Below are 23,475 nucleotides of genomic sequence, written 5' to 3' on the forward strand. Positions count from 1 at the left end.
CTCTACTCTACAACTACTGCTGTACCAGATGTGTTGACCATAAGCATACTACCATTATGCCCAACTACTTCATAGTCTACATTAATACCGATAATAGCATTGCAGCCTAGCATTTTTGCTCTTTGAGACATTTCGCTAATTGCAGCCTCTCTAGCTTCCATTAATACACGTTCGTAGGCATCTGAACGACCTCCAATAACATCTCTTACATTTGCCAAGAAGTCTTTAAATATATTGGCGCCTAATATAGTTTCGCCAAAGACAAGCCCTTTGTATTCTTTTATGGTTTTGCCATCTAATTTGGGTGTAGTGGATAATATCATGATCTGTTTTTCTATAAAGTTAAAGTAATATCAGTATAAGCAGTTTTAATGGCAATAAACTTAAATTATGTTTAACAGCTAGTATCTTTACAGCAATATGGGAAAGGATATAACATTGGTGGAATGCCCTCGAGATGCCATGCAAGGTTGGGAGCACTTTATTCCTACAGAAAAAAAAGCAGCTTATTTAAATAGCCTTTTAAAAGTAGGGTTTGATGTATTAGACTTTGGGTCATTTGTGTCCCCTAAAGCTATACCTCAATTGGCTGATACTAAAGAAGTGTTGTCTCAATTGGACATGAGTAATACAAGAACAAAATTACTCGCCATAATAGCAAATATCAGAGGTGCTGAAGATGCGGTAGTATATGACGAGATTAGCTATTTAGGATTCCCTTTTTCTATATCAGAAACATTTCAAAAAAGGAATACGAATAAAACCATCGCTGAGTCATTGACACATGTAGAAAGTATACAGAATCTATGTGTGCAAAATAATAAAGAGATGGTGGTTTATATCTCTATGGGTTTTGGTAACCCTTATGGTGATGAGTATAATGCAGCGATCGCTATTGATTGGGTAGGTAAGCTAGCACAGTTGGGTATAAAGACCATTGCCATGTCAGATACTGTTGGAGTAGCTCAGCCGGCTAATATTGAATATATCTTCAATAGTTTGATCCCTGAATTTAAGGATATCAATATTGGTGCACATTTCCATTCTACAATAGATACTTGGGAAGAGAAAATACAAACGGCTTATAGTAGTGGATGTATGAGGTATGACAGTGCGATGAAAGGCATAGGTGGCTGCCCAATGGCAGATGATGACCTTGTAGGTAATATAGCTACTGAGCATATATTAGCTTGGGCTAAGAAGAATGATATAACATTACAGCTGAACGAAACTGCATTTTACGAGTCGTTGCAAATGGCTGCTGAAATATTTGTGTAATTTGTGCTCTTATTGAGGGGTTAGTAAAAGAAAAATAATGTCTACACACAACGAAATTAAGAAAGTAACCACCCATACGCTTCAGTGGATGAAGCAACAAGGGGAGAAGATAAGTATGCTTACGGCATACGATTATTCAATGGCCAAGATATTTGATGATGCGAATATCGATGTCATTCTTGTAGGGGACTCTGCATCGAATGTGATGGCAGGTCATGAGACTACATTACCTATTACACTAGATCAAATGATCTATCATGCCTCTAGTGTGATACGTGCTATAAATCGTTGTCTGGTAGTTGTAGACTTGCCTTTTGGTAGCTATCAGGGTAATAGTAAAGAAGCGCTTAACTCTTCTATCAGAATAATGAAAGAAGCGGGCGCACATGCTATAAAGTTAGAAGGTGGTGCAGAAGTAGAAGAGTCAATAAAAAGAATTATTAGTGCAGGTGTGCCTGTAATGGGGCACTTAGGGTTAACGCCACAGTCTATATACAAGTTTGGTACTTATGCCGTGCGTGCTAAAGAAGAGGAGGAAGCAGAACAGCTTATTAAGAATGCAAGATTGTTGGAAGAAGCAGGATGCTTTGCGTTGGTGTTAGAAAAGATACCTGCTAAGCTAGGTAAGTTGGTTGCTGATGAATTGAAGATACCCGTAATAGGTATAGGTGCAGGTATGCATGTTGATGGGCAGGTATTGGTGATGCATGATATGCTGGGTATAACCAAAGATTTCTCTCCACGCTTTTTACGTAGATATCTTGACCTATATGAAGATATAAAAGGAGCTACTGCATCTTTTATCAAGGATGTCAAGAGCCAGGATTTTCCTAATGAGAAAGAACAGTACTAATGGTGAATAAACAAGTGTGGTTGGAACTGCAAGAGCAGTTTAAAGAGAAAGAGGTGACATTGGTTGCTGTCTCTAAAAAGAAGCCTGTAGCAGATATTCAAGAGTTTTATGATCTAGGGGAACGTAATTTTGGAGAAAATTATGTTCAGGAGCTAGTAGAAAAACAACCGCAATTACCCGCTGATATCAATTGGCATTATATTGGGCATTTACAAACCAATAAGGTGAAGTATATAGCTCCTTTTGTACACCTTATACATGCAGTAGATAGTTTCAAACTCTTAAAAGAGATAGATAAGCAAGCTAAGAAGAATGATCGTGTCATCAATGTATTATTACAAATGCATGTAGCAGAAGAGGAAAGTAAGTTTGGTTTGAATGCTATAGGTATTATAGAGTTGTTAGATTACTATCAAGCTCAGAAAGAAGAGCTAAATAATGTAAATATCTGCGGGTTGATGGGTATGGGAACCTTTACAGAAGATGAAGCACAATTAAGAGCTGAGTTTTCTAAAGTACACGCCATGTTTCTCAATCTAAAGAACTCCTACTTTTTAGATAGTGCATATTTTAAGGAATGCTCTATGGGTATGAGTGGAGATTATAACATTGCCATAGAAGAGGGTAGTACTATGGTGCGTATAGGTAGTATGCTATTCGGTGCTCGCAGCTACTAACTCAGCTTTTTGTTCCCTGTTTTGTATCCACCTAAAGCCCAATACAGCTATTAGGAAGAATAGGGTTACGCCCCACCAAAGTGTATTGAAATTATAAGTGTCGGCTACCCAAGCACCTGTTGCAGGGCCAACTATTTGTGCTATAGCCCAAGACATGGTGTATAAACCTGCATATTGTCCTCTGTTTCTATTTGTAGTGCGTTGTATCCAAAAAGTGGCCATAAAAGGCAAACCAACTATTTCTCCTATACTAATTAATAGAATGTATATAAGAGCCACAGAAAAAGTGCCCGGTATTATATTAAGTATCATAAACCCAAGTCCTATCAATGCTGCACCAATAATGATATAAGTGAGTAGGGCTTTTCTGCCTTCCAGCATTTTGATAATTACCATTTCAAAAAAGGCAATAAGAATACCATTTATAGACATGAGTATGCCTATATCTCCCTCTCTAAGTGAAAGGTCTTGTTTGAAATATACAGGTATGGTTGTAAATATTTGAAAGAAACAACAAGCATAAAAGGTGTTGAATAGAACGAACATAAGAAAAGGTGTATCCTTATATGCCGACTTCTTTATTGGTTCTTTAACAGCATCTTCTTCTGCACCTTTATTTTTTGATGGAGCAAGTACTATCCATAATAATACACCTGCAAGTACATTAGTAAACCCATCTATCCAAAAGAGCAAATGATAACTTTGTGCCGCAATAAAACCACCTAATGCACCACCTACAGCCCACCCTAAGTTCATGGCTAACCTATTTAAGGTAAAGCTACGAGTGACGTTTTCTTTTTTGCTATAGTGTGCTATGGCAGCAGCATTTGCAGGACGAAATGATTCGTTGATCATGCTTAGGAAAAATGATGTGATACAAATACTTGTAAAACTTTCCATTTGCCCCAGTAAAATAAACATTAAGCCACCTCCCATAAGTGCAAAAAGTTGCACAAAGTAGAAGCCGAATTTATCAGTGAGTTTGCCACCAAGAAAGCCGCCTGCTACAGTACCAAGACCAAACACAGCTAATACAATACCTGCCTTAGCTATGCTCACATCTTTACTTTGTGTAAGGTAAAGCGTCATGAAAGGCATCACCATAGCACCCATTCTGTTAATGAGCATTACCAATGATAACCACCATGCTGAAGGATTTAACCCTTTATAGGCATCAAGATATAGAGAAGCGATCTTTTTCAAAACTAATGATGCAAATGTAGATTATTAGTCTAAATCTCTAACTAAGTATTTGGTGATAGTATTATTGATAGATTAGATTATTTGTAGTCTTCTACTTTTATTTGCTCTTTGCAAAAGAAGTATTCTCGCTCATCGTTGGAGGCTACGATAACAAGTCGGTTTGTTTTGTGTTCTTCTATCCAACTAGTGTATTGGCGTACACCATTTTGATCGAGGTTAGAGCAAGGCTCGTCTAACAAGAGAATAGGTGTGTCCGAAAAAATCGCTTGTGCTAATTTCACTCTTTGTTTCATCCCCGAAGAGTAGTCTGCGATAGGTTTGTCTGCTGCATCTTGCAAGCCTATGGTTTCAATAATGTCCTTTACAGACATGTTATTAATAGGCTGTTTGAATTTGAAATGGAAGGATAAAAACTCGCTTAGCGTAAGCTCTTCAATGATCTCTTGCCCTGGAGCTGCATATGCAATGTGTGGGAATATTCGGTTTACAGAAACGTTCTTATCATTGATGGCGTAATATACTTTGCCTACAGAAGGTGCTTGAATGCCAGATATGACACGCAATAATGTAGATTTACCACAACCATTAGGCCCTAGTAATGCATAAGTACTATTAGGAGAAAAAGAGTAATTGATATCCTTAAATATCCAATGACGCTGAAACTTTTTACTTATATGCTTAAGAGATATCATCAGTCAGTCGGCGTGCATAACCTTTCATAATACCACGTCCTGTTTCTCTAATGAAAGAAATGATCTCATCACGTTCATCAGATACTGGTATTTCTGTTTCTATAATGCTAAGCGCTTTAGATACATTATAACCACGTACAAAAAGGATACGGTAAATATCTAGTATGTGGTTTATCTGATTCATGTTGTAGCCACGTCTCTTTAAACCAATAGAGTTGACACCTACATAAGAAAGTGGTTCTCTTGCAGCTTTCACGTATGGTGGCACATCCTTACGCACCAAAGAACCTCCTGTTACGAAAGCGTAGGAGCCAATGCGTACAAATTGTTGTACAGCAGTAAGACCCGCAAGTACTACATTGTCGCCTACAGTAATATGACCAGCTAAGGTGGTATTGTTAGAGAAGATACAATTGTTACCCACAACACAGTCGTGTGCAATGTGAGAATAGGCCATTATAAGACAGTTATTACCTATCTGTGTTCTATTTCTATCTACAGTACCTCTGTTTATTGTTACACACTCACGTATAGTTGTGTTGTCACCAATAATGGTAATAGTATCTTCACCTTTATACTTTAGATCTTGAGGGATAGCCGAGATGATAGAGCTTGGGAATATTTTACAATTCTTTCCTATTCTTGCTCCTTCCATAATGGTTACGTTAGAGCCTATCCATGTGCCTTCACCTATTTCTACATTTCTATGAATGGTAGTAAATGGGTCGATCTTTACATTAGGCCCAATCTTCGTATCAGGATGTATATATGTAAGTGGATGGATCATTTTTTGTCTTTTGGAACGATTTGAGCTACTAATTCTGCTTCAGTAACAAGTTTATTACCTACATATACTCTGCCACGCATTTCGCATATGCCTCTTCTTATAGGGCTAAGCAATTCAAGTTTTAAAACCAATGTATCACCTGGTAGTACGCGGTGCTTGAATTTAGCTTTGTCTATTTTTAAGAAATAAGTATCATAGTTTTCTGGATCGGTATAGTTGTTTAAGGCTAAGATACCTCCTGTTTGTGCCAGTGCTTCTATTTGTAAAACACCAGGCATTACTGGATTACCTGGGAAGTGGCCTTGAAAAAACTCTTCATTGAAAGTTACATTCTTAACACCTACAACATGGTCATCGCTTAGTTCAATTATCTTGTCGATAAGTAAGAATGGGTACTTGTGTGGAAGCGATTTTTCTATTTGGTTAATATCGTATATCGCTTGTTGGTTAGGATCGTAATGAGGGACGTCTGACAGGTGTCTATTTTTCTTAATGAATTGCTTGATCTTTTTAGCAAATTCAACATTAGAAGCATGTCCCGGACGGCTGGCAATGATATGTGCTTTGATATTAAAGCCTATTAGCGCCAAGTCGCCTACTACGTCAAGTAGTTTATGTCTTGCAGGTTCGTTAGGGAAGTGCAATTGAATGTTATTCAAGATGCCTTCCTGCTTTACCTTAATGTTCTTCTTATTGAATACTTCAGCAAGTCTGTCTAGTTCTTCTTCGCTCACAACCTTGTCTACTACTACAATAGCATTACTTAGGTCTCCACCTTTAATAAGGTTATTGTCTAGCAAGTATTCTAGTTCATGTAAGAAGCAAAATGTTCTACATGGACCTATCTCATCTTTAAACTCTGTGATGTGTTTTAAGGTAGCATGCTGTGTGCCTAAAACTGGAGAGTTGAAATCAATAAGTGTTGTTATTTGATATTCGTTTGACGGTACTGCTAACATATCTACGTTCTTAACCGGATCGTAATAATGAATGTTAGAGTCTATCGTATAAACTATACGTTTAGCTTCTTGCTCTTGTACACCAACAGCTTCAATAGCCTTTATTACTTCATAAGAGCTACCGTCCAAAATAGGAACCTCACTGCCATCAAGTTCTATAAGTGCGTTGTCTATTTCCAGACCTATTAATGCCGCTAGTGTATGCTCTACAGTACTTATTCTAACTCCGTTTAGCTCTAGTGTAGTACCTCTCGATGTGTCTACTACATAGTCCACATCTGCCTTTATAATTGGTTTTTCGGGTAAGTCTACTCTTTGAAAACGTAAACCGAAACCCGGGTTAGCAGGTTTGATGGTCATGGTCACATTTTGCCCGGTATGTAAGCCTACACCTTTTAGGGTTACTTCTCCTTTTAGGGTTTGCTGATTTTGGGCTGATGTTGATTGCTGCACTGGAACCGTATTTTTTGTTGCTTCTTTTTTAGTTAATTCTTCTACACTCACGTTGTCATCAGATGTTTTGCTGCTTCAATAATGTCTTCAACTCTGCAATAGTTGCTTCCAAGTCATGAAGACGTTGTTGCATCTCAGGCAAATTTCTGAAAATTGCCTGACTTTTTAGTGAACTTTTATAATCAAATGCTGGAGAACCTGTTAGCGCACTGTTTTTCTGGGTTACAGATTTAGATAACCCGCTCTGTGCGTTTATTCTGGTACCATCAGCTATTTGTATATGGCCAACAATACCTACTTGGCCTCCTATGATACAATTTTTACCTATTCTGGTACTACCAGATACTCCTGATTGCGCGGCAATAACCGAATTGTTGCCTATCTCTACATTATGGGCAATTTGTATGAGGTTGTCTAGTTTTACACCAGATCTAATTATTGTAGACCCCATCGTTGCTCTGTCGATAGTAGTATTAGCACCTATCTCAACATTGTCTTCTATAACCACATTGCCTATTTGAGGTACTTTCTTATATGTACCATCTTTTTGTGGCGCAAAGCCAAAGCCATCACCTCCTATTACTGTGCCTGAATGTATCACTACATGATTGCCAAGTACAGAATGGTCATAGATCTTAACTCCTGAAAATATAGTGACATTATTGCCAATTGTTACATTGTCGCCAACATAACTACCAGGGTATATCTGTACATTATCGCCAATAGTTACATTACTACCTATGTAGGCAAATGCGCCTACATAGCAATCTTTACCTATTTTGGCAGTTTCTGAGATAAAAGAGGGAGATTCTATCCCTTTTTTACCCATTTGTGATATGATTTCGTTGTATTTCTCCAATAATAGCGCAAAACCGCTGTAAGCATCTTTTACCCTAATAAGTGTTGGAGTTATAGGCTTAGTGATCTTTAGATCATTATTAATGATAATAATGGAAGCCTTTGAAGAGTATAAATACTCCTCATATTTAGGATTTGCAACAAAGCTAAGAGAACCATTATCGGCTTCTTCAATCTTAGCCACACGACTCACTTTCGCTTCCGGGTCGCCTTCTATTGTGCCATTAATTATTGTAGCTACTTGTTGAGCGGTAAACTGCATGCTTTGATATTGAAATAACCCACAAATTACAATAATCTATTATCATAATATAGTTTTATTGCATTTGATTTTTATTAAAATTAGGGTTGAACATAGCAAATGTAGTTCTTATGAACGGGCATTGCAAGTGCCTGATTTACTATTGGGTTGTCAATTTGAGAAATGTCCTTAGTTTCTCCTGTTTTAAAGGCTATAGCTATTCGTTCGTCCTTGGTATTATAGGTATTATTAGACGTCTGTCCCTTGCAAATAAAGTAGTCTAACTCTTCCTCGTTAAAAGGTAGTTTTTTTCGTAGTTCTTCTCTTTTAGCTTCATAGTTATCATCTAGTGATTGGGAACTTAAGCTGACTTTGAATAATCGTCTGTTTATCAGCATCTTGCATAATTCGGAAAGTACGTTGTCCTCGCAGTTTTGCCATACTTTTATAGCGCTGAGTATATCAGAATCGTCTAATTGGCAAAAGGTTGTTATATGTTCCGTATTAGACCTGAACTCATTAGCATTGATCTTATTATATAAGAAGTGGAGTAGTGCAGGTGTAGCAAAAAGCTTTGTTCCGTTTTGTGCCAAAAATTTTGCCCTGCGTAGTATATTGATCAACAGTATTTCGGAGCTTAGTACCGTTTTGTGTAAATAGACCTGCCAGTACATTAATCTACGTGCGATCACGAATTTCTCAACGGAATGCACGCCTTTTTCTTCTACCATTAGTTCATTGTCCTTAACGGTAAGCATTTGTAGTATTCTATCGTAACCAATAACCCCCTCTGAGACACCTGTATAAAAACTATCTCTATTCAAATAATCCATCCTGTCCACATCTAGCTGGCTGGATACCAGTTGATGTAGGTACTTTTTAGGGTATTGGTGACTGAACACGTCCATTGCACTTGAAAGAGCACCGTCAAATTGCTCATTCAGTTGCTGCATGATCATGGCTGAGATATGCTCATGAGTAATACCATCTACAAGTGTATGCTCTAACGCATGAGAATATGGCCCATGCCCTATATCGTGCATGAGTATGGCTACTTTCGCTGCAATTTTCTCTTCCTCTGTTATTTCAACACCTTTTATTTTTAGCTCGTCAAGTGCACTACCCATTAAATGGCAGGCACCTAAAGAGTGTTGGAAACGTGTATGCACTGCACCAGGATATACCAAATGAGCTGTACCCATTTGCTTGATGCGTCTTAAACGCTGAAACCAAGGATGGTCTATTAATTGAAGAATTATTTGTTCCGGAAACCTGATAAACCCATACACGGGGTCGTTGATTATTTTCCCTTTTACACTCATGTTCTTTACTCGTCAAGTTTGTTTTGTTACCAATCTAAGGCTGGCATCTTTTCTTCTTCTTCCTGTTTATTTCCTGTAGTAGTTTCTATAAGCTCTTCAGCAAACACGTCAGGGTCTACCATTACTTCACAATCGTTGAAGTTTTCGGGCATTACAAATGTGGCCTCTTTGTTGATACCCGACTTAGGATCTTCTTGTAGGCTCTTCATAAAGTAAGCCCATATAGGTAATGCTGCTGCTGCTCCTTGGCCGTATTTCTCTGAGTTAAAACGTAGGTATCTATCATCACAACCTACCCAAGCACCTGCAAGCAGTTGAGGAGTATAACCTATAAACCAACCATCAGCTTGGTTATTTGTAGTTCCTGTTTTACCTGCAATGTCTCCCTTTACGTCATATTTATAACGCATCCTTTTCGCGGTACCAAATTCAACTACGCCTTGCATCATCTTTACCATTTTGAAGGCTGTGTTTTCATTGATTATTTCTTTCTGCACTGGTACGAAGCTTTTTAATACAGCACCGTTCTTGTCTTCTATTTTAGTGATGTATATAGGTTTCACGTTAGTACCACCAGTAGGGAACATAGTATAAGCACGCAGCATTTCATATAAAGAAATATCGGGCACACCTAGTGCTATTGAAGGCACACGTTCTACTTTACTTTCGATACCACATAGCGCCACAAAGTCGGCAAAAGAATTAACACCTACCTGCTTAATGAGATATAGCGCAGCATTGTTCACTGATTTTGCCAAGGCTACCTTCATAGGTAAAGCTCCTTCTTTAGAGCCACCCGCATCATAATCTTTTTTGGTAGCAAAGCTTTGTGGTAGTGTAGACAACATACCACAAGGCGAAAATCCATTATCAACTGCAAGGCAATAGAGTAGAGGTTTTATCGTAGAACCAACTTGTCGTTTGGTATTTATGTTTACGTGATCGTATTGAAAATAGGTATGGTCTATACCGCCTACCCAAGCTTTTACTTCTCCAGTATAAGGATCCATAGCCATGAAGCCAGCTTGTAAGATCATCTTGGTATACTTGATAGAGTCAATAGGACTCATTGTTGTATCTACTTCGTGTTGTGCATTCCAAGAGAAGACCTCCATTTGTATCGGCTTCTTCAACTCTATCATTATTTTTTCATGAGTTAAGCCTTCCTCTTTTAGTGCTCTGTATCGACTAGAGCTTTTTATGGCATCGAGTAAATACTGCTGGTATTTATCCCATACTTTACCGTTGTTATAATTACGTTGGCTGGTAAAAAGCCCCTGTAGTTCTTTCATGTGCTTCTCTACTGCAGCTTCTGCATGTTGCTGCATATTAACGTCTAGAGAAGTATATATTTTTAAGCCATCCTTATAGATGTTATAGTTAGTACCATCGGGCTTTTTAAGTTCCTTGCAGATATTTTTTACTTCCGCCTCAACTACTTGTCTGAAATAAGGGGCGATACCATCGTGGTAGCTGATCTTTTTATAGTTAAGTACTAGTGGTTTCTCCTTATACTTTTTAGCTTCGGCTTGCGTTAAGTAACCATACTTCGCCATTTGGTTAATTACAACATTTCTTCTTTTGAGCGAACGCTTAGGATTGCGCTTAGGGTTAAAAGCAGTATTCGCTTTTAGCATACCTACAAGCACAGCAGCCTCGTCTACAGATAGCTCATTAGGTGGCTTGTTAAAGAAGGTAAGAGATGCGTTTCTAATACCATATACATTTCCTCCAAACGGTACTGTGTTGAGGTACAGGGTTATAATTTCATCCTTTGTAAGATTGTGTTCCAGCTTTATCGCCATTACCCATTCCTTCAGTTTGATGATAGGCATAGAAAAGACGGATTTCTTTTGCCTGCCAAAAAGGTTCTTAGCCAGCTGTTGGGTAATAGTGCTACCTCCACCTGCTTTACCCAATAGTATTACTGCTCTTAGTACGGCTTTGCCGTCTACACCGGAGTGGTCATAAAAACGGGAGTCCTCGGTAGCAATTAGTGCGTTGTATACGTTCTGAGAAATGTCTTTATATTCAGAGGTAGAGCGATCTTGTACATAGTATCTGCCAATAAGAGAGCCATCTACAGCATAGATATCAGATGCCAGGGCACTGCTAGGGTTCTCTAGTTCACGCATAGAAGGCATATAGCCTAATGCGCCCGAATTGATCAAAAGGATGATAAGAAAAAAGGAAACAATCGATATTATGGAACCGATCCATAATATACGTATTATTATTTTTCTTGCTCTATCAGATATAAGTGCCACTGGATAAAATGTTTTGACATAACAAAGCTAAAAAAATTAATAAGGTGTACCTGCTTATTATAGTTAAAGCTATTTTAATGGTTTGCCTCTTTTTCCACAGTATTATAGAAATAAGAAGTCATTTTGAATGGGTTTAAGAATCCTTTTAGTCTTTTACCTGCTTTAGTTTTATGACGTACTTGTTTAATGAATGGAAGTACAAATTCTTTAATTAATACTTGTTCTTTATCAGATAACTCTTGTTTAGCATACTTCTGTTTCAAGTACACATTCATAAAACTTGTAAATGAAGTGCCAAATGCAGGGTCTACTACTTGCTGAGCATATTGCATCGGTGTTTTTTCTCCTCTGGTTATCCCTGCAATGTGTAAATAATAAGAAACTGTCTGGTAGGCCCAGTAGGCTTTTTTATCGTAAGCTTGGGCTTTTTTGTACCTCATTTTAAAATATTGATATACCAGATAAGGCAGCAAGAGGATAATAACGAATACCCCTAATACTATTCCTGCTATAGTAAGTAGTATGGAAACTATTGATAGGTGCTTTTCAGGAGTAGAGATCTCGGTTTTGGCCTCTTCTGGTTGAGCATCTTCTCTTTTCAGGTATATCTCATCAATAGGCGTAGGAGATGGCAACCTGTTTAATAGTTGGCTACCCGTTTCATTTGGCCTTTTATTTACCTTTTTTATTGCCTCAGCATAAGATACTGCAGTTCCTGCATCGCCTTTTACGATATTATTTAGTGGTACAGCGATACTGTCTCTATATACTGCAGCTATCTTCATGTCTAGCTGTAAGAGCGTATTTGAGTCTACATCATATTCCTCGTCTTTAAATATCAGATGACGAACTTTTAGGTCAATTGTTTTTTTGATGGTGTCAATAGCTTCAACAACACCTTCTGTTGCCAACCATGCTCTTGGTGGCTGCATTGGCGGTGTGCCGTCGGGTTGAGGGCTTTCTTCTGCCTCACTGTTACCTACTGTAGTGTCAAAGTCTAGCCAGCCATACCCTGGGAAGTATACTTGTACCCAAGCATGTGCTTGGTCAGCATAATACCAGTACCATCCCTTGTTCTTATCGCTACGGTCTTGTGTTAAGAAACCTACAGCAATACGGGAAGGTATGCCTAATGAGCGCAACATAAATAAGGTGGCCCCTGCATAGTAAGCACAATAGCCTTGTTTGTTCTCGAATAAAAAGTACTGCAGTTTAGAAGCGCTAGGTATGTCCGGTATACCAGGATTGTCGGTATAGGTGAAGGTTTGGTTGCCTTCTTCATCTTTGGCTAAGAAGTAGTCGCGTATAGCCAGCACTTGGTCTACAGGTGTTTTAGCGCTTTGGGTAACATTTTTTGCCAGGTTAGCGATATTCTGAAACTTCTCATCGCTAGGCATATAGGTATAGTATGCCATAAAAGAGCTGTCTAAACCTTTGTAGCCTTTAGCCTTTCTTAAAACGCTGAATCGCTCTTCTTGAAATGCTTTTAGTTGCTCGTTCTCCGAATTGTAGATAAAATAAGCACTATTAAGCGCAGAGCTATAACTTTTAGTTCTATATGCTGATTTGAATTGGTCTCTAAAGTCTTTTTCTATAGTTATAGGTTGTACAAAGAAGCCTGTATGTGGTGCTAAATAAGTATTAGGGGAAAGCGACTTGTTATATATTTCCACTTCTACTACTTCTCTGAATTTGTCTTTCAAGCTGTTCTTTATCACAGAAGAATCTACCTCTGTGAAGAACATAGGTAATTTAGAAGGGTCAGGTTCAAAGAGGTCGTTATTGGGTAAGAAGGTGTCTCTTTCAAATGTTTCAGTAAGTGTATCGAACTTTGTATAATAAAATGCTGTGAGGTAAAGTGGGTTAGGTATATCTGTACCTTCGAAGAAGTTGTCGATATGTGCACAGAAAAGAAGCTCGTTACTTCTTCCCAAACTGCTCCTTAGCTTAGAATAGTCTTTAAGGTCAAAGCTGCCATCCTCATTTTTTTGGAGCATACTATTTTCGCCTTCCTCTCCCTGTCCTCCAAATTGAGCAACGGTTTCTTCTATTTCTCCTTTCATCAAATAGGTGACACTGCCAAATACCAATAATGCCAGTAAGCTAAAAAAGCTAAGCCTGCGAATGAGGAACCACCAAAAACGCTGTGATTTGTCTTTGTAGTTATAAATCTGCTCAGCTGTGAATATGATGTATACCGCATATAAAACTGCAGGAGCAAAAGAGTAGAGGAGCTTCTCTACAGTATCTACCTGAGCTTTTGCAATTAGTAGTATGCAACTTGTTAGTATTGTTGCCGCTACTATTATAGACCAGTATCGCAATCTTGTAAAACCATACCCAACAAACCAGCCTGCCAGAAATAGAATGGTAAATACCCTAAACTGTACGGATATAAAAAAGGCATCGAACTCACCAATGGCCATCGTGTCTAGTCCTTTGTAAATACTGTAAAAGACTATGGCCAATATGGCAAAGGTGATGGAAAAGCGAAAACGAAAAGAATAGACCAAGGCACTTATACCCATACCTGCTGCAAAGTATACAGACTGCATGACTGCCTCGTTTTGCAAAACGGAGTAGTACTCATTTGCATATTGAAGCAGGAAATAGCCTACAAAAGCTGTAGGTAATATCAGGAATATGAGTTTGGCCAGTAGTTCGTTTACAGGCGTTGCACGTTGTATGCTCATAAATACTTGAACCCTAAATTAGGGCAAAAAAAGCTGCAATACTGTTAAAAGAATTATAGCTTTTTAAGCTTGTATTTATAACGCCCGTCAGCTCTTTGTACGTTGAACTTTAGTCTGTGCGGGTTTATTGTTGCATTTTGCCCGTCGAAGTGCATGACTTGCCCTCTACCCGCAGATACATAAATATTAAGGAAGTAGGTAGTGTTGGTCGTATAGCCGTCATCATCGGTATAGGTATTGTTTACCTGTGTTGCATGCCATTCTCCCGTATAAGTGATGCCATTTTCAGAATCTATGATCGCAGCTTCATTCTTGTCGTTAAGCTGTAGTATCATATGTGCATATCGGTCGGTAATATTGGTAAATGTTACAAAACCATCATAGATGGTTACTTTTTCAAACCTGTACTGACCAACAATTCTATTGTGAATATTATCAGGTATGGCAGTTTTTTGACAGCTTGCAATCGTTAGTGCGATCAATGCTAATAAACCAAGTAGTATTTTTTTCATAGTAGCCCGTTTAGTATTATAAATGCAACAAAAAGCATGCTGGTTGTCTGCAGCTAAGTTAAAGAAAATATAAAGTGCTTATTTCTATATGTTATATCGTTTGGTCGTAGCAGATAGTTACAAGTATAAAGATTGGATTATTAGCAGCATCTTGATTAAATTTGCCGACTATTCAGGCTTATAAAGGCTTTAAGTTTAAATTTTTTAAAATGTTAGATAAGATAAAAGTAGTTACCGTTATAGGTTCAGGGCAGATGGGAAATGGTATTTGCCATGTTTTTGCACAGAGTGGATTTAATGTCCATATGATGGATATCAACCAGGCTGCACTTGATAAGGCAATGGTTACTATTGGTAAGAATATGGATCGCCAAGTAGCAAAAGGTAAATTGTCGGAAGAAGATAAAACAGCTGCACTAGGTCGTATTGCTACTTTTACTGATATGGCAGAGGCTGTTAAAGCTGCTGATCTTGTTGTTGAAGCTGCTACGGAAAATGTAAATCTTAAGTTGAAGATATTTGAAGACCTGGATAAGCATAGTCCTGCTAGTGCAATATTGGCTACAAACACTTCATCTATTTCTATCACCAAAATAGCGGCTAAGACCAGCCGTCCTGAAAAGGTGATCGGCATGCACTTTATGAATCCTGTGCCAGTTATGAAGTTGGTAGAGATCATTAATGGCTATGCTACTGATAAAGAAGTGACCAATACTGTGTATGAGCTATCTAAATTCATAGGTAAGGTACCATGTGTGGTAAACGACTATCCCGGGTTTATAGCCAATCGTATTTTAATGCCAATGATCAATGAGGCTATTCTTAGTTTGCAGGAAGGTGTTGCTGGTGTAGAAGAGATAGATACTGTTATGAAGTTGGGTATGGCGCACCCTATGGGGCCGTTACAACTAGCTGATTTTATTGGTTTGGATACTTGTCTTAGCATATTGAATGTATTGCATGATGGTTACGGTAATCCTAAATATGCACCATCTACTTTGTTGGTAAATATGGTAGAGGCTGGTAAGCTAGGTGTAAAAGCGGGAGAAGGTTTTTATACTTATACACCAGGTAGCAAAGAGTTGGTGGTGAGCGATCAGTTTAAACATAAAGGGTGGTAACACTACTTTTATAAAAAGAAAAGCCACCTGAAAAGGTGGCTTTTTTGTGTTGTATATTCGTGATTGAAATAAATATAGTATGCAAGAATTGGTAATAGCCTCTAACAATAAAGGGAAGATAAAAGAGATAAAGGAAATGGTAAATGGAATAAAGCTGTTGTCTTTGGCAGATATTGGTTTTACAGATGAGATAGAAGAGCCCTTTGATACGTTTAACGAAAATGCATATACTAAAGCTAAGACGATAAGCGACTACTGCGGAAAATCTGTTTTCGCCGATGATAGTGGCATCTGTGTGAATGCATTAAATGGTGCTCCCGGTGTGCATAGTGCTATGTATGGAGGAGAGCCAAGAAGTAATGAGGCTAATAATAGAAAGCTGATAGAAGCACTGAAAGGTGTTGAAGATAGGAGTGCTTATTATAAAGCAGTTATTTGTTTGATATGGAATGGGGAGACTCATTATTTTGAAGGGTATTGCCATGGCAGAGTTTTAGAAGAGCCTATGGGCGATGGTGGGTTTGGTTACGACCCGTTGTTTGTACCCAACGGTTATGATAAAAGCTTTGGTGTGTTGCCTCCCGAAGTGAAGAATAGCATTAGCCACAGAGGTGGGGCGGTGAATAAGATGGTGGCATTCTTGAAGACACAAATAGAAGGATAATGAAGTTTTCTATAGGTGATAAAATACTGGTAAAAGAAACAGAAGAGGAGGGGTATATCCTGTCTTTTATAGGCAAAGATATGGCTGAAGTGAAAGTTGGGAAAACAACTTTTCCTGTCTATCTGGATGATATTGATCATCCATACCTAAAGTGGTTTACAGATAAGAAAAAGAAAACGACTAAAGGAGCTTCTCTAGAACAATTGCCTGTAGAAAAACAGCAGCAAAAAAGACCACGACTAGCAAGAGGGGTATATTTATCTTTCTTCCCTGAGTTTAAGATCGAAGAGATGGAAGATGTTGTTGATAGTTTGAAAGTGCACCTGCTCAATGAACTTCCCTATGAAATACAATATCAATATTCCTTGAATTTTGCAGGAGCAACAGAATTTAAACACGAAGGTAAGTTACAAGCCTTCGGGCATGTGTATTTGCATGCTATTCCTTTTGATGATATGAATGATAGTCCTCGTTTTGTATGGCAGGTAGATAACCTAGAAGAACCCGACATGCAGCCTGAAGAAGGTGTATTGAAAATAAAACCTCAAAAACTATTCCTACATATACAAGACGCTTTGGCTAATAATAAGCCTTCGTTCAGTTACCTGCTTTTCGAAGATTTTAAGGCTTTTAGTAAAGAAAGGTTTCAGTTGCAAGAAAGGAAACAAGTAAAAGCTCAGATAACCACTAAGGTGCTTGCAAAAGAAGAACCAAAATACGAGTTGGATCTACATATAGAACAGTTATTGCCTGGTTATACAAGTCTTACCAACTCAGAAATAATTGATGTACAAATAACTGAGCTAGAAAGATATCTTAGGTTGGCGATCAATAATCATCAAGAATATATGGTGGTTATACACGGAATAGGTAAAGGGCGGCTAAGAGAAGAAGTGCATAAAGTATTAGCTGGTATACCTGAAATATTTAGCTATGCCAATGAGTGGCATAGTAAATACGGCTTTGGAGCAACAGAAGTAAAGTTTAAGTATTAAACCTTACTTCTGTCGTAAAATTTATAAGCTAGATACCTTTCCTTGTTGCAATAGTTGTCCATTTTGTGATATTCTGTAGAGATATATGCTTGGCTCTAGTTGTATCGCTTGCTCTTTTTGGTCTATCGTTCTTTCCATTACTTTTCTGCCATCAATTGTAAAAATAGATAGTAGACTGCCAATTTGATTTGAAGTTTTTATTTGTATCAGTCCTGACCTAAGGTTGATGAATTGAAAAGCATCATTGTTATTGGCTATTGTATTTATGCCTACCGTACCCAAGTCGACGGTGTCTGTTTTACGTTCGCTGAAACAACTGTTGGACGCAGTAAGTGTAACAGAAAACTTGGCTTTGGTTGCATACATATGTGTAGGGCTTACTTGTGTGCTAGTGTTGCCATCTCCAAATGCCCATGTGTTATTTGTTGCTTTAAGGGAAGTGTTTTGAAAGGTAACAGTATTGTTTACGCCAACTGTGTGAGTGAAGTTGGCACGAGTATAATCTCCATATTGTTGCCACTGGCTTAAGCTGTCTAGCGTAACCTTTTGTGTATAGTATTGTATTTTTTGAGCATCAGTTGCATTAAGTCCTCCATAATAAGTACTGCCGATTGGTGTTTTATGAAATATAGAAGCATAAAATACACAGGCTGTAAGGTAAGTGCCTGCTGTGCTTGGGTGAGATTCGTCTGGCTGGTATAAATCAATGCTAGAAGCACTATCTCTTAGTACCTTCCACGTAGCGCCAACAGGTGCTACAACGGCATTGTTGTCTTTCGCCATTTCCATATAGCTTTCACGCAAACGTTGTTGCATGCCAGCATAGGTGCATATTGGCGGGTAGAATTGACAGTTGGCGGCATCCCCATTCTTTCTACCCCATGTCATGTAAAACATGGTTTCAGTGCAGGCATGGTTTTGCTTTATAAGTCCTTCCAGTGTTTTGGCATATGGGTAAACATCGCTGGCAACTTGTGTGGGAGAAAAAGAGGGTCTTTGGCTTTGCTCTTGTAATACAACTACGTCCCATTTGGCTTGTTTAATAGCATTTAGCGTAGTAGGGTCGGTGCTATGCCCTTGAAAGGTAAACCCTCCCGGTGCTATTTCTGTTACAACTAAAGTGTCTCCTAAGTTTTGTGCCAATTGTTGCAGCACTTGTGTCATGCCAGCAGTATAGCTATTACCTATGAATAGGACTTCTCTTTTAGTAGCAGTAGCAATATTAGAAAATAGGACAATTGCTATAATCAAGGGCAAAAATGATCTCATTGTATATTATGTTTATTTCTTTAAAACTCTTATTTCGACCCGTCTGTTTTTATTCGCATCCTCAGGTGTTTTTTCTTCAGCCACAGCAGGTCTTCTTTTCCCAAAACCAACATACTTCAAACGTTCTTTTTCTATGCCTTCCGCTATTAAGTAATGATATATAGCCTTAGCTCTATTTACTGATAGTGCTAATTCAAATGTGCCTTCATCAAGTGCATCAGGTGCTGTAGGTCTTATACAGCATACATGTCCTTCTATTTGTACATGTATATTAGGGTTGGCTTCCAAAGCTTCATAGAGTAAGCCTAATTCTTCTAAAGAAGATTCCCTTACCGTATGTCTTCCTGCGTAAAAGTAGATGTTCTTCAATACAAAGGTTTCTCCTACGGCTACATCCTTAAGCTGGTCTTTGATAGTGTTTTCGGTAGATGGTTTTATGTCAACAGGTTTAATAGACGCTTTTTTTACTACAATAGGTTGGGCTTTTTCACTATTTAAAACAACGTCTACTCTTCTGTCAGGTGCAAAACCTTCAGGTACTTCATTGTCTCTGGGTATTTCTCCTTTCCCTTCGCAGAGTACTATGTTTTTAGTATTCAGACCAATGTTCAGCAGATGTTGTTTTACACTATTTGCTCTTTTTTTAGATAAAAGAGCATTGTAACTGCTGCTGCCTAAGTAATCAGCATATCCAACTATGATTATTTTTTTTCCGTCTTCTATTATCCGGTGATATACCAGTGAATCTAACTGATGGGTGCTAACTGTGTTGAGTTTAGGGTCATCTAAATGGTAGTACAGCCTGATAGTATCTTGAGCATTTATGGAGTAGGAGTGTATGAAGAGGAGGGTGAATAGAGCTGGAAGAAGTGGTAAAAAAGTGCGTCTACTCATAAAGTGCTTGTTATTACTATAAAATACAAAATAAAAACATTCAATATAGGAAAATTACTAACATGTGTGGATTTAATATCTCTTCAGTGGTTAGTGAATACGTTATTTTCGAATAGTACCAAAAGTTCATATTCTTATGGAAGACTCAATTACAATTGACAACATGCTTTGGTTTTTGGTAGGCTTTTTAGCAAGCGGTATGGCAGCCTTATTGGTTTTCGGCTGGTTGAAAGGTCAACACTTTAATAGAGAAGAAGACCTAAAGATGAAAAGAAGACATAAATAAAAAGCTATTGCTTATCACCAAAGTAAAAATGTTCCTTGTATAAACCTGTAACATGATCGTACAGGACGTCTAAAGAGCTATAGCCAACAAGGTTTTCGTGTACATGCTGTTGACCACGTACATGAATTATTGCTTTAGACACATCAGCAATATTTAATAGGTATTTTTCACCTTCCTGTCTATAGGAAGTAACATATACTTTAAGCTTATCGTCTTTGGCTGTTTTGCCATTAATCTTAATGACATCATTATAAAATACGAATTTACCTTCCTCTTTTAAGGGGGATAGTTTTAGTTCGCCAATAGAGCTTTTTACCATGTTTGCTGTCCCGTTTGTTTCTACTAATTTATATAAACGTTTTTATTGACGCAAGTTAAGGATATGCTATGAAGTAATATTCTTCATTGTTCTTGTATAGGCTTACAAATTCCTCTTCTGTAAGGCAAGGTCTGTAGTCTAGCCAGCGTTTCATGGTTGAAATTCGTAAACCATAGCTGCGGAGTAATGAAAATAATTTGTCAGGAGTAGAACCATAATAGTCAGATGCGCCAAGCCCATGCTCAAAAATAATAGTAGGTTTCGCCCTTTTTATGGTTTTTGCAGCGCCTTCAAGCACTTGCAATTCTCCTCCTTCTACATCGATCTTTATAAGAGTAGGGTTGTACGTTTCTGGTATGATATTGTCCAGTAGTTCGGTCTTTACGGTAATGATGGTGTCTTTTTCATTAGGCCTGTCATACTTCCTCTTTTTCAGGCCACTATAAGAGGGGTTGGATATTACATAATTAAAAGAAGTTTCACCGGTGGTATTACTTAGCGCGAGTCCGTGTATGTTACAGTTTTTTAGATAGGCATACTTCTCTACAAGGTTCTTATACATGTCTGGTATGGGCTCAAAGGCATGATGTGTACCATTAGGAGCATATTGAAGCATGGTGTCCAATACTTCTCCTTTATGAGCTCCTACATCAATGCAACAGCTGTTGAAAGAGCATACTTTCTTGATCACTTTGTTAGTCTGCTTATCGTATTGCTGATTTTTAGTAAAAGCAATCGGGAGTTTCTTTATCAGCTGTTTTATCTGTTCTTTCATTCAGTAGGTTATTACCAAGTGGTACTATTTTGGAGCAACAATATTAGTTTTTTATCTCCATACTCAATAATTAACAAAAAAGCTGCCAGTTTTTTGGCAGCTTATCAATTGAGGTTATTATAATAGTTAGTTATTGTGGGACGTTGACAAATTGTCCATTGGTTATTTGATAGGTTTTGGTTCCGTCAGACGCTGTAATAGTAAATTTACCAGTTATTTGGGTCCCATTAATTGCAGTAACTTCTACAGTCCCAGATTGTCCTTGTATATTTTTATTGCCGTTGGTGATAAAATATTGAAAACCAGCTTCCCCTGCTTTTGGGTTGGCCGTAATATTATATACACCTGTTGTAGTACCATAAACGTCTAGTTCTATATTTTTATAGGTATTACCTGAGCCTTCTTCCCAGTATATTCTATTTCTATTGGTTAATACCTTCCATGTAGCGTTGTGGCTTTCGTTTGTGCCATCAAGGTCAAAGCATAGGTTCATCCCATTGCAGGCGGTGGTTGTTGGAGTTGCAGGGGTAGTCGTGTTGCTTTTCTTGTTGCATGCAAAAATGGCTACAGTCATCATTAAAATGGTAGCAAACAATATGTTCTTTTTCATAAGTATATTCTTTAATTGTAAAGGTAGTGGTACTACGTGCTTGACTTTTTACCTGTATCTTGGTAATTATAAATACGGGTTGTTGGGTATTTATTTTTAGCTGAACTTGCCGTAAATAAATAACAGTTTGTAAGTACAACTTAATATTGCAGCATATACTATGAGTAAGATGATAAAGCAAATAGAGCTGGGGCTCTTAACGGTTAAAGATTATGAGGGACTACTGGCAGCTATGAAAGCAGCCTATAAGAACTGGGATGGTGCTTATTGGAGTTTGGCTGCCATAGAACGACTTATCAAGCGTTTTCCAGAAGGGCAAATTGTAGTGAAAGTGGATGGTAAAGTGGTAGGGTGTGCCTTGTCATTAGTGATTAAGTATGACAAATTTGGAGATAATCATAATTATAAAGGTATAACAGGTAATTATACATTCAGCACACATGATATGAAAGGGGATGTGCTTTATGGTATCGAGATATTTATACATCCTGACTATAGAGGACTGAGGTTGGGTAGACGAATGTATGATGCAAGGAAAGAATTGTGTGAACAATTGAACCTTAAAGCAATTGTGTTTGGCGGTCGCATACCTCATTATCATACCTATGCAGGAGAACTGACTCCCAAGGAGTATATTCAGAAAGTTAAGAACAAAGAAATATTTGATCCTGTACTTACTTTCCAGTTGTCTAATGACTTTCATGTAAAAAAAGTTATTAAGAACTACATGCAAGGGGATGACGAGAGCCTGGAATATGCAACCTTATTGCAATGGGATAACGTTTACCATACCCCAAAAACAAGAAATCAATTTAATGCAAAAACCTATGTGAGGTTAGGGTTGATACAATGGCAGATGAGACCATATCATTCCTTGCAAGAAATGTTTGAGCAGCTGGAATATTTTATTGATTCCATAGCGTCTTACAATAGCGATTTTGCTCTGATGCCTGAGTTGTTTAATGGACCATTGTTAGCAGAGTTCAATCAGATGGGGGAGGCCGAGGCTATGAGAGCACTGTCTCAATACACGCCGGAGATCAAGGATAAGTTTAAAGAATTGGCCATTACCTACAATGTAAATATCATCACTGGTAGTATGCCTAGCATGGAAGGGGATGTTATGAAAAATGTAGGCTACCTATGTCATAGAAATGGCAACGTAGAACAATATGAAAAGCTGCACATAACACCTGATGAAGCAAAGTATTGGGGAATGCAAGGTGGCGACTTTTTGAGAGTATATGATACTGATGCTGGTACAATAGGTGTGCTTATATGTTATGATGTGGAATTTCCTGAATTAGGAAGATTATTAGCAGAGCAGGGAATGCAAATATTATTTGTTCCTTTTCTTACAGATACACAAAACGCCTACATGCGTGTGCGCTGTTGTGCACAAGCAAGAGCTATAGAGAATGAATGTTTTGTTGCTATTACAGGTAGTGTGGGCAACCTACCTAAAGTAGAAAATATGGACATCCAATATTCTCAATCAGCGGTATTTACGCCTTGCGATTTTGCTTTCCCAGCAAATGGTGTAAAGAGTGAAGCAACGCCTAATACAGAAATGATCTTAATAGCCGATGTGAATTTGCAGTTGCTAGACGAGTTGCATAGCTATGGTAGCGTTAGGAACTTGAAAGATAGACGTAAAGATTTTTACGATTTGAAAATTGTAAAAGGGAGTTAATCTAACCTCCATCTTTTTTCTAGTACTTTTGCTCACTGATATAGATAAACAACC

The 23,475-nt window shown here is 38.0% G+C and carries 23 protein-coding genes; 8 read left to right on the forward strand and 15 right to left on the reverse strand.

Annotation, left to right across the window (positions count from 1 at the left end; translation table 11 throughout):
- Nucleotides 1-2: 2 nt before the first annotated feature.
- Nucleotides 3-323, reverse strand: coding sequence for a heavy metal-binding domain-containing protein (locus tag R2800_01805; protein MEZ5015760.1), 321 nt, complete (start codon nt 321-323; stop codon nt 3-5).
- Between the two features lie 97 nt (nt 324-420).
- Between R2800_01805 and R2800_01810 the strand changes: the two genes are divergently transcribed.
- From R2800_01810 to R2800_01820, 3 genes are read left to right on the forward strand one after another with little or no spacing between them, the layout of a single operon-like run.
- Nucleotides 421-1,278, forward strand: a complete 858-nt coding sequence (locus R2800_01810) for a hydroxymethylglutaryl-CoA lyase (GenBank protein ID MEZ5015761.1) — start codon at nt 421-423, stop codon at nt 1,276-1,278.
- A 37-nt stretch (nt 1,279-1,315) separates the two neighbouring features.
- Nucleotides 1,316-2,131 (forward strand): 3-methyl-2-oxobutanoate hydroxymethyltransferase, encoded by an 816-nt coding sequence (panB, locus tag R2800_01815; protein ID MEZ5015762.1) that lies wholly within the window; start codon nt 1,316-1,318, stop codon nt 2,129-2,131.
- Nucleotides 2,131-2,808, forward strand: a complete 678-nt coding sequence (locus R2800_01820) for a YggS family pyridoxal phosphate-dependent enzyme (protein ID MEZ5015763.1) — start codon at nt 2,131-2,133, stop codon at nt 2,806-2,808. Before panB ends, R2800_01820 begins: the two co-directional genes overlap by 1 nt.
- On the opposite strand, the gene R2800_01825 is transcribed toward R2800_01820, so the two are convergent.
- From R2800_01825 to R2800_01865, 9 genes are all read right to left on the reverse strand, one after another.
- Nucleotides 2,785-4,011 (reverse strand): MFS transporter, encoded by a 1,227-nt coding sequence (locus R2800_01825; GenBank protein ID MEZ5015764.1) that lies wholly within the window; start codon nt 4,009-4,011, stop codon nt 2,785-2,787. The two genes, R2800_01820 and R2800_01825, sit on opposite strands and share 24 nt — an antisense overlap.
- Before the next feature lie 77 nt (nt 4,012-4,088).
- A complete protein-coding gene (locus R2800_01830) occupies nt 4,089-4,703 on the reverse strand; it encodes an ABC transporter ATP-binding protein (protein ID MEZ5015765.1) in 615 nt (204 codons plus the stop codon).
- Nucleotides 4,690-5,490 carry an acyl-ACP--UDP-N-acetylglucosamine O-acyltransferase gene (lpxA, locus tag R2800_01835; protein ID MEZ5015766.1) on the reverse strand — a complete coding sequence of 267 codons (801 nt, stop codon included), beginning with the start codon at nt 5,488-5,490 and terminating at the stop codon, nt 4,690-4,692. Before lpxA ends, R2800_01830 begins: the two co-directional genes overlap by 14 nt.
- Complete coding sequence (locus tag R2800_01840) at nt 5,487-6,953, reverse strand: bifunctional UDP-3-O-[3-hydroxymyristoyl] N-acetylglucosamine deacetylase/3-hydroxyacyl-ACP dehydratase (protein ID MEZ5015767.1); 1,467 nt, start codon at nt 6,951-6,953, stop codon at nt 5,487-5,489. The genes lpxA and R2800_01840 overlap by 4 nt, the downstream gene beginning before the upstream one ends.
- Nucleotides 6,954-6,960: 7 nt before the next feature.
- Complete coding sequence (gene lpxD / locus R2800_01845; protein ID MEZ5015768.1) at nt 6,961-8,022, reverse strand: UDP-3-O-(3-hydroxymyristoyl)glucosamine N-acyltransferase; 1,062 nt, start codon at nt 8,020-8,022, stop codon at nt 6,961-6,963.
- 80 nt (nt 8,023-8,102) lie between these two features.
- A complete protein-coding gene (locus R2800_01850) occupies nt 8,103-9,323 on the reverse strand; it encodes an HD domain-containing protein (protein ID MEZ5015769.1) in 1,221 nt (406 codons plus the stop codon).
- Nucleotides 9,324-9,349: 26 nt separating this feature from the next.
- Nucleotides 9,350-11,590, reverse strand: coding sequence for a transglycosylase domain-containing protein (locus R2800_01855; GenBank protein MEZ5015770.1), 2,241 nt, complete (start codon nt 11,588-11,590; stop codon nt 9,350-9,352).
- A 74-nt stretch (nt 11,591-11,664) separates the two neighbouring features.
- Complete coding sequence (locus R2800_01860; GenBank protein MEZ5015771.1) at nt 11,665-14,283, reverse strand: transglutaminase domain-containing protein; 2,619 nt, start codon at nt 14,281-14,283, stop codon at nt 11,665-11,667.
- Nucleotides 14,284-14,336: 53 nt separating this feature from the next.
- Nucleotides 14,337-14,795: a hypothetical protein gene (locus tag R2800_01865; GenBank protein MEZ5015772.1), complete on the reverse strand. Its 459-nt coding sequence runs from the start codon at nt 14,793-14,795 to the stop codon at nt 14,337-14,339.
- A gap of 209 nt (nt 14,796-15,004) precedes the next feature.
- On the opposite strand from R2800_01865, the gene R2800_01870 reads away from it, so the two are divergent.
- The 3 genes from R2800_01870 to R2800_01880 all read left to right on the forward strand — a co-directional run bounded on the left by R2800_01870 (nt 15,005) and on the right by R2800_01880 (nt 17,575).
- Nucleotides 15,005-15,916, forward strand: a complete 912-nt coding sequence (locus R2800_01870; protein MEZ5015773.1) for a 3-hydroxybutyryl-CoA dehydrogenase — start codon at nt 15,005-15,007, stop codon at nt 15,914-15,916.
- 79 nt (nt 15,917-15,995) lie between these two features.
- Nucleotides 15,996-16,580: an RdgB/HAM1 family non-canonical purine NTP pyrophosphatase gene (gene rdgB, locus R2800_01875; protein ID MEZ5015774.1), complete on the forward strand. Its 585-nt coding sequence runs from the start codon at nt 15,996-15,998 to the stop codon at nt 16,578-16,580.
- Nucleotides 16,580-17,575, forward strand: coding sequence for a Smr/MutS family protein (locus R2800_01880; GenBank protein ID MEZ5015775.1), 996 nt, complete (start codon nt 16,580-16,582; stop codon nt 17,573-17,575). The genes rdgB and R2800_01880 overlap by 1 nt, the downstream gene beginning before the upstream one ends.
- A 21-nt stretch (nt 17,576-17,596) precedes the next feature.
- Here the strand turns inward: R2800_01880 and R2800_01885 are convergent, their stop codons facing one another.
- Together R2800_01885 and R2800_01890 are read right to left on the reverse strand one after the other, a co-directional pair.
- Complete coding sequence (locus R2800_01885; GenBank protein ID MEZ5015776.1) at nt 17,597-18,844, reverse strand: PKD domain-containing protein; 1,248 nt, start codon at nt 18,842-18,844, stop codon at nt 17,597-17,599.
- A gap of 12 nt (nt 18,845-18,856) precedes the next feature.
- Nucleotides 18,857-19,738 (reverse strand): OmpA family protein, encoded by an 882-nt coding sequence (locus R2800_01890; GenBank protein MEZ5015777.1) that lies wholly within the window; start codon nt 19,736-19,738, stop codon nt 18,857-18,859.
- Nucleotides 19,739-19,874: 136 nt separating this feature from the next.
- Here R2800_01890 and R2800_01895 point away from each other — a divergent pair, with 136 nt between their 5' ends.
- Nucleotides 19,875-20,024, forward strand: a complete 150-nt coding sequence (locus R2800_01895) for a hypothetical protein (protein ID MEZ5015778.1) — start codon at nt 19,875-19,877, stop codon at nt 20,022-20,024.
- A gap of 4 nt (nt 20,025-20,028) precedes the next feature.
- Here R2800_01895 and R2800_01900 read toward each other — a convergent pair whose 3' ends face one another.
- The 3 genes from R2800_01900 to R2800_01910 all read right to left on the reverse strand — a co-directional run bounded on the left by R2800_01900 (nt 20,029) and on the right by R2800_01910 (nt 21,728).
- The gene (locus R2800_01900) at nt 20,029-20,343 is read right to left on the reverse strand and encodes a hypothetical protein (protein MEZ5015779.1); all 315 of its coding nucleotides are present in this window, start codon (nt 20,341-20,343) and stop codon (nt 20,029-20,031) included.
- Nucleotides 20,344-20,398: 55 nt separating this feature from the next.
- Nucleotides 20,399-21,118 (reverse strand): FkbM family methyltransferase, encoded by a 720-nt coding sequence (locus tag R2800_01905; protein MEZ5015780.1) that lies wholly within the window; start codon nt 21,116-21,118, stop codon nt 20,399-20,401.
- Nucleotides 21,119-21,248: 130 nt separating this feature from the next.
- On the reverse strand, nt 21,249-21,728 hold the full coding sequence (locus tag R2800_01910; protein MEZ5015781.1) for a DUF6252 family protein: 480 nt from the start codon (nt 21,726-21,728) through the stop codon (nt 21,249-21,251).
- 160 nt (nt 21,729-21,888) lie between these two features.
- On the opposite strand from R2800_01910, the gene R2800_01915 reads away from it, so the two are divergent.
- Entirely contained in the window at nt 21,889-23,421 is a 1,533-nt protein-coding gene (locus R2800_01915; GenBank protein MEZ5015782.1) for a bifunctional GNAT family N-acetyltransferase/carbon-nitrogen hydrolase family protein, read from the forward strand.
- Nucleotides 23,422-23,475: the final 54 nt, after the last annotated feature.

The organism is Flavipsychrobacter sp. (assembly GCA_041392855.1).
Taxonomy (GTDB): domain Bacteria; phylum Bacteroidota; class Bacteroidia; order Chitinophagales; family Chitinophagaceae; genus UBA5543.